Origin of the sequence: Leptolyngbya sp. AN02str (genome assembly GCF_050565595.1) — a bacterium.
GTDB lineage: Bacteria > Cyanobacteriota > Cyanobacteriia > Elainellales > Elainellaceae > Kaiparowitsia.
Genome location: NZ_JBNXVR010000006.1, coordinates 1 through 14639 on the forward strand (window position 1 = coordinate 1; position 14639 = coordinate 14639).

The following is a 14639-nucleotide window of genomic DNA, read 5'->3' on the forward strand; positions in this document are numbered from 1 at the left end:
CATCAATAACACCCGCAATCAGTCCCAAGTGGTCCAAGTTCTCGATCTGCAAGGGGGCGATCCTAACTCGTCTCCCTCAGCTTATCCCCACTCCCTTTAATTCCCAGAGCAACCTGCGGAATGTCGGTTTTAACGATGTCGAGGTACTTGGTGATATAGCAAACATCAGCAAGCTAATCTGTTTGCGGTTTTGATGCGAGCCAAAACAATAAACAAGGAGCCTAGAAAATTTAAATTTCTAGACTCCCTATTTTATCTACTTGTTAACTTTGAAATCTTGCTGATAGCAAGTTACATGAGCAAGTTACATGTCTGTATTGCGCTCTAGCTCGCGAGCACTACGCTTTGCCACATTGGGATACAGCTTGCCAAACTCTTCAACTGCCTTAGCGGATTCTTCCCCAATATTTTTGACGCGATCGCCAAAATCACCCTCAACTTCTCTGGCTTCTTTCTGCCACTCACGCGTTGTTTTAGGCCGAACAGAATCGGTTTGATGTGCATCTTGCTGCACTTCTTTTGCCAAAGCTTTTGCACTGGCGCTTGGCAAATTACTGTTGGTAGTTAGGATAAGAAACCCAACTGCAATCATGCTAAACAATTGCTTAACTTGGCGTCCATAGACGAAGGTGCTGATACGAGCGATCGCGCCAGAGATAATATTTTTCATGGTGTTTCTCCTAGATAAACTAAATGAACAAACTGAACCTAACTTAACGAAAAAGCTGAAATAAACCCTCTTACGTGGGGCATAAATCCTTTAGCAATGTATTAACGAACAGAGGCAGATTCTCGACGGCTGCTCGTACCAATAACAGCAACCTTATGTCGATAAACCAGCTCCGCACCATACCATCCTGTAATTCCTAACGCGGCTGCGACAAGAGTCGAGATGGATAGTCCATAGGGAACAACAATTCCATCAATATTTCCCAATCGAATTAACCAATTTACGGTTGTTAAAACCAGAGCAATCGCATTGCCTACCGCATGAACCCAGCCAGCCGTATGTTTGCGAACCCTGTCAATCTTAAGGAAGTCCATCAACCCAGTTAGTGCTGCAACCAAGCCCGTAACCAAGCCACCAACAATGAGCCAGAACGAGGCTCGTGCCCAGAATACATCGCTCGTGATCCAGTACACAACATCTGTCAAAAACACTCCAACCAAAAATGCAATTGGAAATGTGACAATGAGGGGATGTAGGGGGTGGGCTGCGATCGCAACGGTACTAGGAATACCACTATCTCGATATTCACGCTCATCACTTTCAATGAACGGTGGAATGTTCGGTGTATCAGTCATAAAGATGTTCTCCTAAGGTGAACGTTGTATTTTGAAAAAACTGGGTTCTTGCTCGTCGAACCTCTAAACCTGACGTGAATTATTAGGCAGAATAGGCTGTAAAGTTAGCTATTGCTCTGCATTGGGCAGCTGAGTAATTTCGGTCTGGGCATGAAGGGTTAACTTTCCCTTGGTGACCTCAAATTTTCGAAGCTGAAAGGACATTCCAGGAACTTGAAAGTTGCGAAGATCAAGCAACATTGCGATCGCATCGATAACCGCAGCGATGAACTCAGTCGTGAGCCCCTCACCCTCTGCAGACAGCACTTCCATGCCGATTTTATGCTCATCTTCAATGAGCTTTGGCACAACAGTTACTGTTAGCTTCTTCTCTTCGTTGGTCTCTTGAATCAAGCATTTTGCATCGATGAATACAGTACCGTCTTCCAACAAATGAATCGAAGCTCGGTTGACAACAACTGTGTAGACCTGATCCGCAGTTTTCAGCTTGAGATCTTTGAGCTTTTCCTGCAAAAAATCGGACGCAATCGCCCGGTTTAAATCTCCTTCTGTAAGAACAACCTGAGCATCTGCATTTGTAGGATGGGTAAGCTGAATGTCTCCCAGTACAGCTCGAAGAGGATTGATAGCAACGGCGTCAGTTTTTAGATCCAAAGACTCCATGCGAAGCTGCTGCTTCATGACCATGCCTTTTCCAGCGATCGCGACAGACTCAACTTCACCTTGCACCAGCTTGCTTGGATTCGCACGAATATCAACGTCGAGTTCTTCAACCTTATCTAATTGGTTGGTGATACCCATTTCTGCTGCCTTACTTAATGCTTTTTCTCCCAAGTCAGCATTATCCGAAGTCATTAAAATTCTCCACTGTGGATGAAATACAGCGCAATTCAACCGCTACAGGTTAGCTATGCATTCCTTCCTTTCATCACACCAAAGAAGCACCAAATGTTAATCCATCTGGAGTAAGAGCATCATGCTGAATTATCCCTAAGGAATAGACGAGGTAGATTTAAGCAATAGACCTCCTGCATAAATCGTTGCACAGCGAAATTGTGCAACGTTCGTACTTCAAAAAAACACTTGTGCAACAGGCCAATTACAGAGTTTGGAGAATTGCTGGAATCGTTTCACCTTGTACTCTTGCCTTGTGCTCTTGCAAAGTATGCAAAAGAGTGACGGTTTATTTTTGTTCAAACGCAGCAATCAGCGGGCGATTCGCTTCAAATAGTTGCTGAAGAGTCTTGGTTGCTGTCGTTTTAGCACAGGCATGAGTTTCAATAAATAAAGCGATCGCTTCTGCCATTAGGTGCCGCAGTTCTGCACTTGAATGAGTTGCTGGAAAGTCCAAAAAAGGTCTTCCTGTTGTCATATCCATGGGGTCTGTCATAGAAAAGTGATTTGCGCCCTTTAAAAGGAATAAATAACTGTCATTTCTTCCACCAACGATCGCTTCGTGAAACGTTCGTTGAATCGGTGTTATTGGCTGCTCCCACTCAACTCCATAGCGATCGCTACTATTGGCAATCACCCCATCACAGGTGCCTCCCATTAGCAACAAAGGTAACGAGTCAGGCAACGGTAAGATTGTGTTTGCGGCATAGCCTAACTGCATAATCGCGGCAGTATGCGCTCCATAGGCAAACGCCGCTGCAACTTGCGGAAAGAACCCGGAATTGGCGCTTTCAATTGCGACCCTACCACCAGCAGAATGCCCCCCTAAAATCACATGATCCAAGTCAAGCAACCCTGCCAATATTCCCTCCGCTTGTAAGTGCTCAAGCTCAGCGAGCAGCGTCGGCAAAGCAGAAGCAGTTGGGCCATTTCCGTATGCATTGGGCATTAACATGCTTAAATCAACACCTGGGGTCAGCGCTATGATACCCGGCAAATTTTCTGCAATCCAAGAAAAAACGACAACGACAAGACCTCGCTCTACGAGGTTTATCGCTAACCATTGATACTGCTCTGGCCCACAATTCATTCCGTTGAAGAAGAGCACGACCGGAAAAGGAGCCTGTTGCACGTTGGCAGGAATTATTCCAAGATTCTGCTCTTGCTCACTCCCCGACATACAAGCTGGATAAAACACTTTGAGATGAACTGTATTGTAGGGGGGAGAAGCTCCCTCAACTGTTGCAGCTCGAAACATCGCTCGTACATTCATGCTAGGAATCTCCATTCATGACACTGCAATGGGCTGGTGTTTCCTCGCTGTTCCTGCTTCACGCAGAAGCATTCAGTAAACAACAAGAATCAACGTATTTTCTATCGGCAACTTCGCGCTGAGATGGATAGTCAAATCAAAGGAAACAAGCTCATCTTTACAACTTTTTGACAACTATGTCAAAAGAGTGATGGAGCGATGGGCAGGTCTTTACAAGATGTAATAGGCACAGAATGAATTGATTCCAAACCAACGAATTAATTCAGAACTTTACTATTCTTTCTGAGGAACGATATGACGACCCGATTACAGCAACAATCATTTCTTAACAAAGTATTAGAAAGAAGCGATCTACAGAGTATTAACGATGCTCAGCGGGCAACGCACATCGTATTTCGCATCATGCGAGACATGATGTTGAACAGAACTAGTGAACAAATTGAGCAGGATTTACAAGGGCAGACTTCTGAATCTGAGCAGGAAATTTTAGACCTGTGGCAAGACCCAAATGTAATGGTTGCTTTCTTTAGCCGAATTAGCCCTGCTCAAAATTTACATATTAAGCCCAAGACATTTATGCTGCGGCTTAAGCAAGAAGGCGCATTGCCAGAGGGTGTTTCGCCAGAGAATGTGACTGGAGCAGTTTTCTCGGCATTGAAAGAGATTTTACCTTCAGAGCGAAATCAAGAGATTGCTTCTCTACTTCCCGGTGAACTCCGCCAAATTTGGGAGCAAGCTTAGCATCCGCCCGGAAGAAGGATTTCTTCTTCCGGCGATCGCATCATCTATCCTTTTGGGCTTGAGAAAATCTCCTCGAATGGTAGAAGGATATGAGTACAGTCTTCTTACAATCTCCTAACAATAGTTTTAGAAGGTGTTCGAAACGAATCAAATGTCCTGTATTCGCCCCCCAATCTCCCAATTTTGGGAAACGTCCGACCCAGGTTTCAGTTATAGTTCCCCAATTTTTGGGGTGCAGGGAGCGGTCCGGGTCGCAACTGGCGCCGTTCAAACAGCCTCTAAATCTCGTAGTTATTTCCCCTAAAAATTAGGATGACCAGAGTGCTGAGTTTTTCGTTTCTTCAGGCAGACGACAATAGGGGCGATCGCCCACACAATAAGAGATCCCTGTCTGCAAATTGGGCTAAGAACATATGGGGATGAACCTGACATTTTGGCGTAGTCGCAAGTTTTGGCTCTTGGTCTTGGGAGGAGTTATTCTTGCGTTGGTTGGTAGCCAACTACCCTTACAAGATTGGTTTACTGGTACAAGGAATTGGTTAATAGCGCTGGGGCCAGGAGCGGTTCCAGCGTTTGTTGTGATGTATCTGCTGGCAACCGTTTTTGGATTGCCCAACGTTTTACTCATTTTTGTGGCTGGGGCTGTCTTTGGCTTGTGGATAGGAATTGCGGCTGTTTCCCTAGCAGATACATTGGGGGCGATGGCCTGTTTTGGCGTAGGGCGTACACTGGCACGCGATCGCATCAAGCGTTGGCTTCGCAAGCATCCTAGTTTTGCCCAACTCGATCGGGCTGTGGGCGAAAAAGGCTGGAAGATCTTGCTGCTTTCGCGTCTCTCTCCGCTGGTGCCATCCAATGTCCTCAACTATGGATTTAGCTGTACCAAAGTCAACTTTTGGCAGTATTGCTTCTGCTCGTGGTTGGGCATGTTGCCTGTGATTACGCTCTATGTCTACTTAGGTTCGTTTGGCTCGGCGATGTTTCAGGAAGGGCTAACCCCCGAAAAAATCATGCTGCAAGGTGGTGGAGCGGTGCTGGCGATCGCAGCAGCCTGGTACACTGCTAATCTGACTCGTCGCTATTTGCGCCCCGAGTGTCCAGATGAGCCGCCAACACAGAAGATGTTGTAAGCAGGGGACGAGCCAATAACTGGCTTAAGCGGGTTGGGGAAAGTGACCATCAAGTTGGCGATCGCCAAGGGTTCTCTCATGATGTGAGGAGCCAGGAAGCAGTCTGAGCAATATCGGGAACTTCCTAGGCAGACTCTGAGGCTTGTGCGATCGCCAACAAAGAAAAGGCTTGGCCAAAACTCCAATTGAGACTAGCTCTTACTCATCAAACTCTTCTTCCTCTTCAGCGTCCTCGTCGTATTCCTCCTCGTATTCATCTTCACCAGATTCCTCGTTATATTCCTCATCAGATTCTTCGTCCTCCTCGTATTCCTCATCTCCTTCGTCATCCGTCTCTTCTTCATCGTCGCTGTAGTCTTCATCATCCTCAGCTTCGTCGTCGTATTCGTCTTCGTCCTCAGATACGTCTTCGGTTGCTTCTGCAGTTGCATCGGAATCGATGAAGTAGCTATAGTCTTCATCTACTGCATAGTTTTCACACAGGGCATCCAGTTCTTCAAGAAATTCCTGCGGGTCGTCGATCGTTAAGTCAAAGTTGCTAATGTGAACAACGTACTCGTCTCCGCTTTCTTCCTCTTCGTAGTCAAAATAATAGTCTTCTTCGCTTTCAACATAGTTTTGGCAAAGGGCATCCAGTTCTTCCACAAATCCCTCTGCATCGCCAGTGCGCACATAAAAGTCGTACAGCAGCAGTGAGTTGTCATCGGCAAAGACAGAGTCGCCTTCTTCCCACACTCCAGAGCTAAAATCCAAATCGCTCACGGCTCTAATAATCCAAGAATCATGCCCGTTATAGTCTGGATGCATGACATAGTCATAGGGAATGTAGCAATATCCCTGATCGCCCCAGGCTGCGCCCCAAGAGTTGCGAACAATAAACATCCGGTCTTTGTCGGAATAGCCAACGCACAGCATCGCGTGCCATCCATGGGTTTCGCGCACGTTATCCGATCGCTTCGGGAGAGGGACGCGCCCCCGGTTCCGCGTTGCATCATCAAATGATTCAAACGTATTTAATGCAAACGCGATGGGATACCCTTCGGCTAAGGTATGTCGCCACAGGTTCAGATCGGTTTCAATGTATTCTGCTTCGGTAATTTTAAAGTTTGCAGCATGTTCGTAGGCATCGGTATGAGGTTCTTCAAAAATGAGAGACTCATCGTTGGCCCAAATGTCCTCACAGCACGCCCCGTATTCAATCAAACTATCGATCGCACAATACATTTGTGAGCCGCTGTCTTCGTGTGCATAGCCTGCCCGCGCACGCGCATTGTAATAAACAAACAAACGGCTAACATTACCCGAATCGCCTAAGTCTCGCTTGGCCAAGTATTCATACGCGCCAACAAAAGCATTGGCAACACAGCTATTGCCCACTTGCTCTTCTACGTCGGTCATGTGCTTCCGCAAATCAACCTTGGGGGGTAGCTGACTCGCATTGAAGCGATCGCTGTGGTGATATTTTGTGTTTTCTGGCTTTTGGCCAGGGCGGTAGCCCCCGATGCGGTATTTTCGATTCTGCGGTGTACTCAGCACCATTCGTTCAACTCCTTCAGCATGCGTTGTGGGTGATTCCACTAAAGCTAAAGTGCCCAGTTTGTATCATTTTCTACGATGCTCTACAAAAAATTTAAATGCAGATACAAGCATTGATAAAGGCAGTTCAGTACCCATATCCAATGCTTGTGGTTCACATATCTAGAACACAATCCACAGCTGAAATAGAGAAAGGTGGATCAAGTCAGTCCCAGTTTCGTAAATACAAGCTAGAGCTAATATGTGAACGAAAAAACGAACTCATGCAAGGATAGATTTGTGGAATCTAACGTTCGACATAGGTGCTGCTTTGTTGAACTCCATTACAGTAACAGTTAATTGTTTTGTGATTCAGCCCATGTCATCCCAATTAAACCCCGATCTGCACCAATCAAGCACGCAAAAGCCTACATTGTTCGATCACATCTTTCGAGATCAAAACGGCAGAATTGTGATCGCACAACCACCCAACTTACCAGTTTTGGTCAGTTCAACGGCAACGATTCTTCAGTTTGTGCTTCCTGTTGGCAAGCTTCAAACCGCCTGTACGCTCATTGCCTTTGGCGGTTGGTTTACCTGGTCATGGTTAGAGATCTTTGACGGAGTCAACTATTTTAGGCGGGGATTGGGACTGCTGGTGCTGTCGGGCATCCTTGCCTTAGGCATCAGCCTCGTCAACGGTTAAACTACCACTCGATATATGGCTCAATCGCGCCAATGTGAGACGAGTAGGATTGGGAACAGCTTGTCTAGAAAAACCAGTGCAGGTTGATGACGCAAGTGCGAAGCGCTTGTCAACCATCAGCTTTAGGCAAGCGCTTTAGTTTGAGCTTTCATTTTTGGCTGTTGTCTCTTTGGCTGTTGTCTCAGGCCAATTGATTCTCAAGCCAATTGATATAGCAGAGTCGAGATCAGCCTGCTGGCATCGTTGATTATTGAGCCCCCTGTGCAGCAACCTTTGTGTTGTCTAGCTTCGGGTTGTCTAACAATGTGGATGTGGATTGCACCGGAAGCGTAATCACAAACTCGGCACCCTGGTTGAGGCTCGAGTTTACTTCAAGGGTGCCCGCGTGTTTCTCCACAACAATGGAACGGGCGATCGCCAATCCCAATCCGGTTCCCTGACCTACAGCCTTAGTGGTAAACAAATGGTCAAAAATTCGCTGTTGTATTTCTTGAGGAATTCCAGGGCCGTTGTCTTGAATGTGGATTTTGACACTGCGTTGATCGGCCGATAGACGAGTTTGAATGGTGATGCGGTTTGGAGGTTGATTGCGGTCACCCAGTACCGGATTGAACTCATCCAATGCATCGATTGCATTCGCCAATAAATTCATAAACACTTGGTTGATTTGTCCTGCAAAACATTCCACCAAGGGAATATCCCCATAGTCGGTGACAACTTCAATGGCAGGCCGCACATCGTTCGCTTTCAGCCGATGTTTGAGAATTAAAATAGTACTATCCAACCCGGCATGCAGGCTAAAGGGTACAGGGCGATCGCTATCGGCGCGAGAAAAAGTTCGCAAGCTCGTGCTGATGTTGCGAATGCGATCGACCCCTGCCTCCATCGAATCAACAAGATTGGGCAAATCTTTGCGAATGAACGCCAAATCGATCGCCTCAATTTCCTGCTGAATGTCTGGCGTTGGGTTTGGATACTGTTTTTGATACAAATCGAGCAGTCCAAACACATCCTGAATGTAATCCAGCGCTGGTTTAATATTGCCTTTTAGGAAACTTAAAGGGTTGTTGATTTCGTGAGCAACCCCCGAAACCAAATTGCCCAAAGCCGACATCTTTTCGCTTTGCACAATTTGGGTTTGGGCCTGCTGGAGATCTTGAAATGCAGCTTCTAGCTGTTGAGCCTGATCGCGCAGTACCGCTTCCGACTGCTGAAGTTCCGACACACTCTCTGCCAAATCGCGGTTTGCCCGTTCCAACGCCATTTCCGATTGGGCACGCTCTGCCAAGGTGGCCCCAAGGACTAAATTGGTCAGCGCCACTGATCCCATAAACGTTTGCAGCAGAATGAGCGATTCACCCAGTGCAGGCCGCACAAACGATCCGTTGCCTTGCACCGTACCCAGCAGTGCGGCGGTTGTCACCACCACCACTCCGGTAATGCCGCCAATTTGTCCATAGCGAAAGGTAGCCCATGCCAAGCACGGAATCAACAAGTATTCGATGGGGTATCCCCGACCAAAGGCTAGATGCACAACCACGAGCAACGCCGCTAGCAGCACCGAAGATTCCAACACGCGCATGCCGTTGAATCGCTCGCGAAAGCCCTGTCTCCACAAAATAAACGCAGGCAGGAAGATGAGAACTGCGATCGCATTTCCAATCCACCAGGCAGACCATAGGGAAACAAAGTTGGCCCAACTCGCACTACCGCTCAAACAGATGATTGACACGCTGATAAAAGCGTTGAGCGCCGGAGAGAGAAAGACAATCAGAACAAACTTAAACACTCCAGACGCGCGATCAAAGAACTGGGTTTTGCTAATCCACTGGTGAATCAGAAAAACACCAAGGGTTGCTTCGAGCGCTGCTGATCCACCAATCAGGCTGGTTGTCACAACGGTCTTAACTAGGTTCTCGCTGCCATTCAGCAATCCAGGCAGGTTGGCCGCCAAATTGGCTAACCAAATTACAGGAAAGATCCGATACCCCAGCCACATGACCGCAATCCAAGCGACAGCCGATGGAGGCCAAACCGCCGTAATGTTTCCAGGAGGTATAGGTAACGCCAGCAACATTCCTACCTTGGCCGAACCCCAATACAGTGCGCCAACCACCAAACCGATCATCAACCAACGCAGAGCTGTAGATGGTTGAAGAGTCTGTACTGGAATAAGCCTAGAGCGAAGCGAGGGATTGTTCATAAAGTACCTGGGTGTCTGCTGAGACAGGGTTTGCAGTTGTGATGCAAGTTCAGCACTGTAGGTAGAAGTGAATAGTCCAGTATTCCCCTTGGCTTGGTTGAGCTATCACGCGCATGGATTACTTTCGCTGGCAAAGTAAAAACCTTGTGGTTTAAGCAAATTGGAACATTACTGCGATCGCCCAGAACCATCTCCAAGCTTACGCAAATCAAACGTACGGCATGGCGTTGCTGATTAGCAGGCCAAAGAGCCATATCTATTTCATGAACCGTCTCGGCACAGTCCAAACCTAAAGTTGATCGGAGAAGAGTAGCATCCAGCCTAAAGACAACGCTTAATACTTATTAGCTGAAATCCAGATGGACGGACTCAAGCTAATATTTTACTACAGTATAAAATTGTGTTTCATCTTGGTAATAACATTATTTCTCGTACCATAATAGCGTTGTGATAAAAAGCTGTAGCGCCTCAATCTGCGTCGCAAAACAATCGTCCAATTTCTCTTCAGCGTTCGTATCACCTAATAGACGAAATCTTGCTACGCAAAGGTTTTACAGCAAAATTTAGTTTCGCTTAATTTACAAAGCAAGGTGCGCACCTCTAGTACGTATTGTCAGAATATGGCAGTACATATTTTCTGTGTTCACAATCAATCCTTTTTGTATGTTTTGAATGTGCAAGGAGAACATGCAATGGTTAGCAAAGTTTACAAATGCCGCAATCATAAAGATCATAAATTCCACAAGAGTTATAAGTTCCGTAAGTCTCGTAAAAATTCAAGATTTCAAGATAAGTCTACCGAGTGCAATCCTGTAGAAATTAGTGCACCAACTCCTAAATTAACCAACGAGTTTCTAAGCACATTTCTTGAAGTTCCCAAGTCGCAAAATCCGCTGGCCGAGGAGAACGAAGGCGTAATTGATGACATACCCCAAACTGGCAAAGTTCATTTTTTGGGAGGCGTGTTTGACGACATTACGACTCCGGGCAGCCCAGGTCTTATCCAGCGTAGCGTTACGGTAGGCAGCCATCAGTCGCTGGTCATGCCCATCATTCAGCAATCGGTTGACAATGTTGGATGGAACTTTACGGGGTTTCCAGGATATGAAGCTCCTGCACCCCATGTGCTTACCACTGAAGAACAAAAGTTTATCAACGAAAAAGTTATCGATACAGTTACAGGGCTCAACTTCTCCCTGGATGGCAAGAGTTTGATTCGTGATTGTGATTGGGAAAAATACCGCGTCGCATCTTCTTCGCCCTATACCTGGGATGTCCCAGAAACGGATGACATTACTAACTATCGAGGAGGACCCTATCCAGACAGTTGGATTGAGCAGCCCTATACACAAGGGGTGCAAGACGGATATTGGGTGCAGCTTGACAATTTATCAATTGGTTCACACACAATTCACTTTACGGGAACGGTCAACTATCAAAAGATTGATGCAACAGTTGACTACAACAACAGTGGTTCTATTGGAGACCATCCAGTCGAAGCATTGTTGCAATATTTGTCTACGCTTGGATCTGCAACGCAGCAAATTAAGTACCAAGTGAATGTCGTGTCTGCTTGCCAATACAACAATATGTTTCTTTGATTTGATTCTCAGAATGACAACTCAAATGAAATGGTAGCTTGCCGATTCTTGAGTGCATGCTTGCATTCATGATGGCGATACGGTAGAAGCTGTTCTGAGGGGGCGATCGCCCCTCAGAACAAGAATCCCTGAGTTCATTCAAGTGGGAATCATTCCAGATTCACCCAAACAGCTGCTGGTGGCCAAGGCCGAAAAGATTTTCGAGCCTGGTCAACAGCAGCTTGTTTGTATTGGACAAACTTTACCCAACTGGTCTTGTCCGGTTACGCTATCATCCTGAATCATTAACTGTAACTGTTTTGCACTGCCATTCATGAATCGCCCCAATTCGGTTTTGATTCTGTTTGCTCATCCCGCTTTGGAAAAGTCGCGTGTGAATCGGCAGCTGATTCGTGCTGTCAGCGATTTGGCCTCTGTCACTATCCACGATCTGTACGAAGCCTATCCCAACTTTCACATCAACGTGGCCTACGAGCAGGATTTGCTGCGATCGCACGACATTATCGTGTTCCACCACCCGTTTTATTGGTACAGCAGCCCCGCCCTGCTCAAGGAATGGCAAGACTTAGTGCTAGAGCACGGCTTTGCCTATGGGCACAATGGCATCGCGCTCCAGGGCAAAAAGCTACTGTCGGCCATTACGACCGGCGGCAGCAAAGAAACCTACTGCCGCCAGGGTCACAACTACTTCACAATTGGTGAACTGCTAGCCCCCTTTCAGCAAACTGCCAACCTGTGTGGCATGCAATACCTGCCGCCGTTTGTCGTGAATGGCACCCATCAGTTTCGTGACCCGCACCACATCGCCACGCACGCCAAAGACTATCGCACCATCATTACTGCGCTACGCGACAACCAGCTCCCGTGGAACGATCTTCAGCCTTCACTACCCTTGAACCAGCAACTGCATGTGATTTCGTCCTCTTTTGCCCCTCAGGAAGCATCTCCCCATGTCTGACACGAGCTTTTTCTATCAGGCGTTTGTGTATTTGGTGGCGGCGGTGCTATCGGTACCCATTGCCAAGCGGCTGGGGTTGGGGTCGGTGTTGGGCTATCTCATTGCAGGGGTGATCATTGGGCCGTTTGGACTACGGTTTGTCGGCCAAGAAGGGCAGGACGTGATGAACTTCGCCGAGTTTGGCGTGGTGATGATGCTGTTTCTGGTGGGGTTGCAGCTTCAACCCGATCTGCTGTGGCGCATGCGCATGCCCATTCTGGGGTTGGGTGGGTTGCAGCTGACAGTGACGACAGCGCTAATGACAGGCTTGGGGCTGGTGGTGGGGCTTTCTTGGCAAATGGCCGTAGCGATCGCCCTCATTCTTCCCCTATCCTCCACGGCAATCGGCGTGCAAACGTTGACCGAACGTGGGCTAATGCGCACTCCTGGCGGACAGTCGGCCTTTTCGGTGCTGTTGTTTCAGGCAGTGGCGGTCATTCCCATTTTGGCGCTGTTGCCGTTGCTGGCCACACAACCCACCGCAGTAGACACCGATGCAGCGGGCTTGGCGGGATGGCAGCAAACCTTGCTGGTAATCGTTACGGTCGCGGGCATGGTGTTGGGTGGGCGGTTTCTTATGCGTCCAGTGTTTCGCTTTATTGCCGCCACTCGCCTACGCGAAAGCTTTACCGCAGCGGCGCTACTGTTGGTTGTGGGGATTACCCTGGCCATGGAAGCGGTGGGCTTATCTCCGGCGTTGGGCACCTTTTTGGGTGGGGTGGTGCTGGCCGAAAGCGAGTACCGCCATGAGCTGATGAGCACCATTGAACCATTTCAGAGCTTGCTGCTGGGACTGTTTTTTATTGCCGTGGGAGCCAGCATCGACTTTAACTTGATCGTGGCGCAGCCCCTGCTGATTTTGGGTTTGGTGGTGGGTGTGGCGCTACTCAAGTGTGGCGTGATGATGGGCCTGGGGCACCTGTTCAAGCTGGCGCTGAGCCAAAGTATTCTGTTTGCCTTTGCGCTGGTGCAGGGAGACGAATTTTCCTTTGTGCTGTTTTCGTTTGCGGCGCAGAGCAATGTACTGACCGAAGATTTGGCGGGGGTGCTGATTGCGGTGGTAGCGCTGTCGATGCTGTTGTCGCCGCTGTTTATGATTGCTTATGAAAAAGGAATTGAGCCGTTGTTTGCCACCTCCACTCCGCCGCGCGATGCCGATGTGATTGATGACAATGAAAATGCGGTGATTGTGGTGGGGTTTGGTCGCTTTGGGCAGGTGGTGGGGCGATTGCTCATTGCCAATGGCTACCGCATTACCGTGCTGGAGCATAATCCTGAACAAATTGATTTGCTGCGGCGGTTTGGCTGGAAGGTGTTTTATGGCGATGCGTCGCGGTTGGATTTGCTGGCGGCGGCGGGGGCAGCCCAGGCCAAGCTGCTGGTACTCACAATCGATGATACAGACAAGATGATGCAAATCGTGAAGCTGGTGCACAAGCATTATCCCCATCTCAAGGTGCTGGCCCGGGCGCGCGATCGCCGCCATGCCTACGAACTGATTCAGGTTGGGGTAGATGCCATGCAGCGCGAGACGTTTAGCTCTGCGTTGGATTTGGGAGTCGATGCGCTGAAGTTACTGGGGGTGCGCTCCTACAAAGCGCTGCGGGCGGCCCATACGTTTCGCCAACATGATGAGGAAGCTGTGCTGGAACAAGCGGCCATGGTGGATAACGAAAAGGCCCTACTCGCGCGATCGCGCCAGCTCTCCCAGGATTTGGAGAACATCTTGCAAACCGATGCAGAAGATTTTCGCGAAGAGAGCGATCGCGCCTGGGATATCGATCGCCTCCGCAGCGAAGCCCAGGATGCGACCCAAACCTAACCTTGCATCAGCACACCACTCGAAACTCGCTCAAAGTTTTTAACAATACTCGGTAGCATGACTGGATCAAAAGGGAATCCAAACTCCAGAAGATGGTTGCACCTAAGGTCATGCCCCAAGGGTGACACCTGTGATAATCGTCCAATCACGGCCATTTGTCCAAGACGGTTTGTTGAGAAAATTTTTAACCAAAACTGATCGGGTGACATTGATGACACTTCTGCTGAACCCTGTCGTTGGGGTTCTAACTCATGCAGTTGGGCAACAAAACTGCTCAGGCTTACGGCATCAATCCAGGTCCAACCTTGACCCAAAAATCCGAATGATTGCACTCGAATTTCAAACCGTGTGTCTCCTGGAGCCGGCAAATGTTCAGGAATTCGTTCTGTGGCAATCATCTCCAGAAAATTGCTGCCTTCCCGAAGTAGCATTGCATTACCTCACATTTGTAC

General features: G+C 48.1%; 14 protein-coding genes. 7 read left to right on the forward strand and 7 right to left on the reverse strand.

The window, feature by feature from the left end; all coding sequences use genetic code 11:
* Positions 1-304 precede the first annotated feature (304 nt).
* From ACQ4M4_RS06100 to ACQ4M4_RS06115, 4 genes are all read right to left on the reverse strand, one after another.
* Positions 305-670, reverse strand: coding sequence for a hypothetical protein (locus tag ACQ4M4_RS06100; RefSeq protein ID WP_430683585.1), 366 nt, complete (start codon positions 668-670; stop codon positions 305-307).
* 101 nt (positions 671-771) lie between these two features.
* Positions 772-1305 carry a DUF2231 domain-containing protein gene (locus ACQ4M4_RS06105; RefSeq protein WP_430683586.1) on the reverse strand — a complete coding sequence of 178 codons (534 nt, stop codon included), beginning with the start codon at positions 1303-1305 and terminating at the stop codon, positions 772-774.
* Positions 1306-1413: 108 nt separating this feature from the next.
* The gene (locus ACQ4M4_RS06110; RefSeq protein ID WP_430683587.1) at positions 1414-2160 is read right to left on the reverse strand and encodes an LmeA family phospholipid-binding protein; all 747 of its coding nucleotides are present in this window, start codon (positions 2158-2160) and stop codon (positions 1414-1416) included.
* 328 nt (positions 2161-2488) lie between these two features.
* Positions 2489-3307 (reverse strand): hypothetical protein, encoded by an 819-nt coding sequence (locus ACQ4M4_RS06115; protein WP_430683588.1) that lies wholly within the window; start codon positions 3305-3307, stop codon positions 2489-2491.
* A 459-nt stretch (positions 3308-3766) separates the two neighbouring features.
* Between ACQ4M4_RS06115 and ACQ4M4_RS06120 the strand changes: the two genes are divergently transcribed.
* Positions 3767-4213 (forward strand): DUF2267 domain-containing protein, encoded by a 447-nt coding sequence (locus tag ACQ4M4_RS06120; protein ID WP_430683589.1) that lies wholly within the window; start codon positions 3767-3769, stop codon positions 4211-4213.
* Between the two features lie 419 nt (positions 4214-4632).
* On the forward strand, positions 4633-5343 hold the full coding sequence (locus ACQ4M4_RS06125) for a TVP38/TMEM64 family protein (protein WP_430683590.1): 711 nt from the start codon (positions 4633-4635) through the stop codon (positions 5341-5343).
* 198 nt (positions 5344-5541) lie between these two features.
* Here the strand turns inward: ACQ4M4_RS06125 and ACQ4M4_RS06130 are convergent, their stop codons facing one another.
* Positions 5542-6882, reverse strand: coding sequence for a C1 family peptidase (locus ACQ4M4_RS06130; protein WP_430683591.1), 1341 nt, complete (start codon positions 6880-6882; stop codon positions 5542-5544).
* A gap of 355 nt (positions 6883-7237) precedes the next feature.
* On the opposite strand from ACQ4M4_RS06130, the gene ACQ4M4_RS06135 reads away from it, so the two are divergent.
* Positions 7238-7564 (forward strand): hypothetical protein, encoded by a 327-nt coding sequence (locus ACQ4M4_RS06135; protein WP_430683592.1) that lies wholly within the window; start codon positions 7238-7240, stop codon positions 7562-7564.
* 247 nt (positions 7565-7811) lie between these two features.
* Here the strand turns inward: ACQ4M4_RS06135 and ACQ4M4_RS06140 are convergent, their stop codons facing one another.
* Complete coding sequence (locus ACQ4M4_RS06140; protein WP_430683593.1) at positions 7812-9692, reverse strand: MASE1 domain-containing protein; 1881 nt, start codon at positions 9690-9692, stop codon at positions 7812-7814.
* Between the two features lie 767 nt (positions 9693-10459).
* Here ACQ4M4_RS06140 and ACQ4M4_RS06145 point away from each other — a divergent pair.
* The 4 genes from ACQ4M4_RS06145 to ACQ4M4_RS06160 are packed head-to-tail and all read left to right on the forward strand — an operon-like array spanning position 10460 to position 14187.
* Entirely contained in the window at positions 10460-11368 is a 909-nt protein-coding gene (locus ACQ4M4_RS06145; protein ID WP_430683594.1) for a hypothetical protein, read from the forward strand.
* Positions 11369-11420: 52 nt separating this feature from the next.
* A complete protein-coding gene (locus ACQ4M4_RS06150) occupies positions 11421-11648 on the forward strand; it encodes a hypothetical protein (protein ID WP_430683595.1) in 228 nt (75 codons plus the stop codon).
* 33 nt (positions 11649-11681) lie between these two features.
* Positions 11682-12326: an NAD(P)H-dependent oxidoreductase gene (locus tag ACQ4M4_RS06155; protein WP_430683596.1), complete on the forward strand. Its 645-nt coding sequence runs from the start codon at positions 11682-11684 to the stop codon at positions 12324-12326.
* Complete coding sequence (locus ACQ4M4_RS06160) at positions 12319-14187, forward strand: monovalent cation:proton antiporter-2 (CPA2) family protein (protein ID WP_430683597.1); 1869 nt, start codon at positions 12319-12321, stop codon at positions 14185-14187. The genes ACQ4M4_RS06155 and ACQ4M4_RS06160 overlap by 8 nt, the downstream gene beginning before the upstream one ends.
* Here the strand turns inward: ACQ4M4_RS06160 and ACQ4M4_RS06165 are convergent.
* Positions 14184-14618: a hypothetical protein gene (locus ACQ4M4_RS06165; protein ID WP_430683598.1), complete on the reverse strand. Its 435-nt coding sequence runs from the start codon at positions 14616-14618 to the stop codon at positions 14184-14186. The genes ACQ4M4_RS06160 and ACQ4M4_RS06165 overlap by 4 nt on opposite strands.
* Positions 14619-14639 lie beyond the last annotated feature (21 nt).

Excerpts from the sequence above, each read along its gene's own strand:
- ACQ4M4_RS06120 (WP_430683589.1), top strand. The coding sequence starts at position 3,767 with ATGACGACCCGATTACAGCAACAATCATTTCTTAACAAAGTATTAGAA.
- ACQ4M4_RS06155 (WP_430683596.1), top strand. The coding sequence starts at position 11,682 with ATGAATCGCCCCAATTCGGTTTTGATTCTGTTTGCTCATCCCGCTTTG.
- ACQ4M4_RS06160 (WP_430683597.1), top strand. The coding sequence starts at position 12,319 with ATGTCTGACACGAGCTTTTTCTATCAGGCGTTTGTGTATTTGGTGGCG.
- ACQ4M4_RS06135 (WP_430683592.1), top strand. The coding sequence starts at position 7,238 with ATGTCATCCCAATTAAACCCCGATCTGCACCAATCAAGCACGCAAAAG.
- ACQ4M4_RS06145 (WP_430683594.1), top strand. The coding sequence starts at position 10,460 with ATGGTTAGCAAAGTTTACAAATGCCGCAATCATAAAGATCATAAATTC.
- ACQ4M4_RS06165 (WP_430683598.1), bottom strand. The coding sequence starts at position 14,618 with ATGCTACTTCGGGAAGGCAGCAATTTTCTGGAGATGATTGCCACAGAA.
- ACQ4M4_RS06100 (WP_430683585.1), bottom strand. The coding sequence starts at position 670 with ATGAAAAATATTATCTCTGGCGCGATCGCTCGTATCAGCACCTTCGTC.
- ACQ4M4_RS06110 (WP_430683587.1), bottom strand. The coding sequence starts at position 2,160 with ATGACTTCGGATAATGCTGACTTGGGAGAAAAAGCATTAAGTAAGGCA.
- ACQ4M4_RS06130 (WP_430683591.1), bottom strand. The coding sequence starts at position 6,882 with ATGGTGCTGAGTACACCGCAGAATCGAAAATACCGCATCGGGGGCTAC.
- ACQ4M4_RS06105 (WP_430683586.1), bottom strand. The coding sequence starts at position 1,305 with ATGACTGATACACCGAACATTCCACCGTTCATTGAAAGTGATGAGCGT.
- ACQ4M4_RS06140 (WP_430683593.1), bottom strand. The coding sequence starts at position 9,692 with ATGATCGGTTTGGTGGTTGGCGCACTGTATTGGGGTTCGGCCAAGGTA.
- ACQ4M4_RS06125 (WP_430683590.1), top strand. The coding sequence starts at position 4,633 with ATGAACCTGACATTTTGGCGTAGTCGCAAGTTTTGGCTCTTGGTCTTG.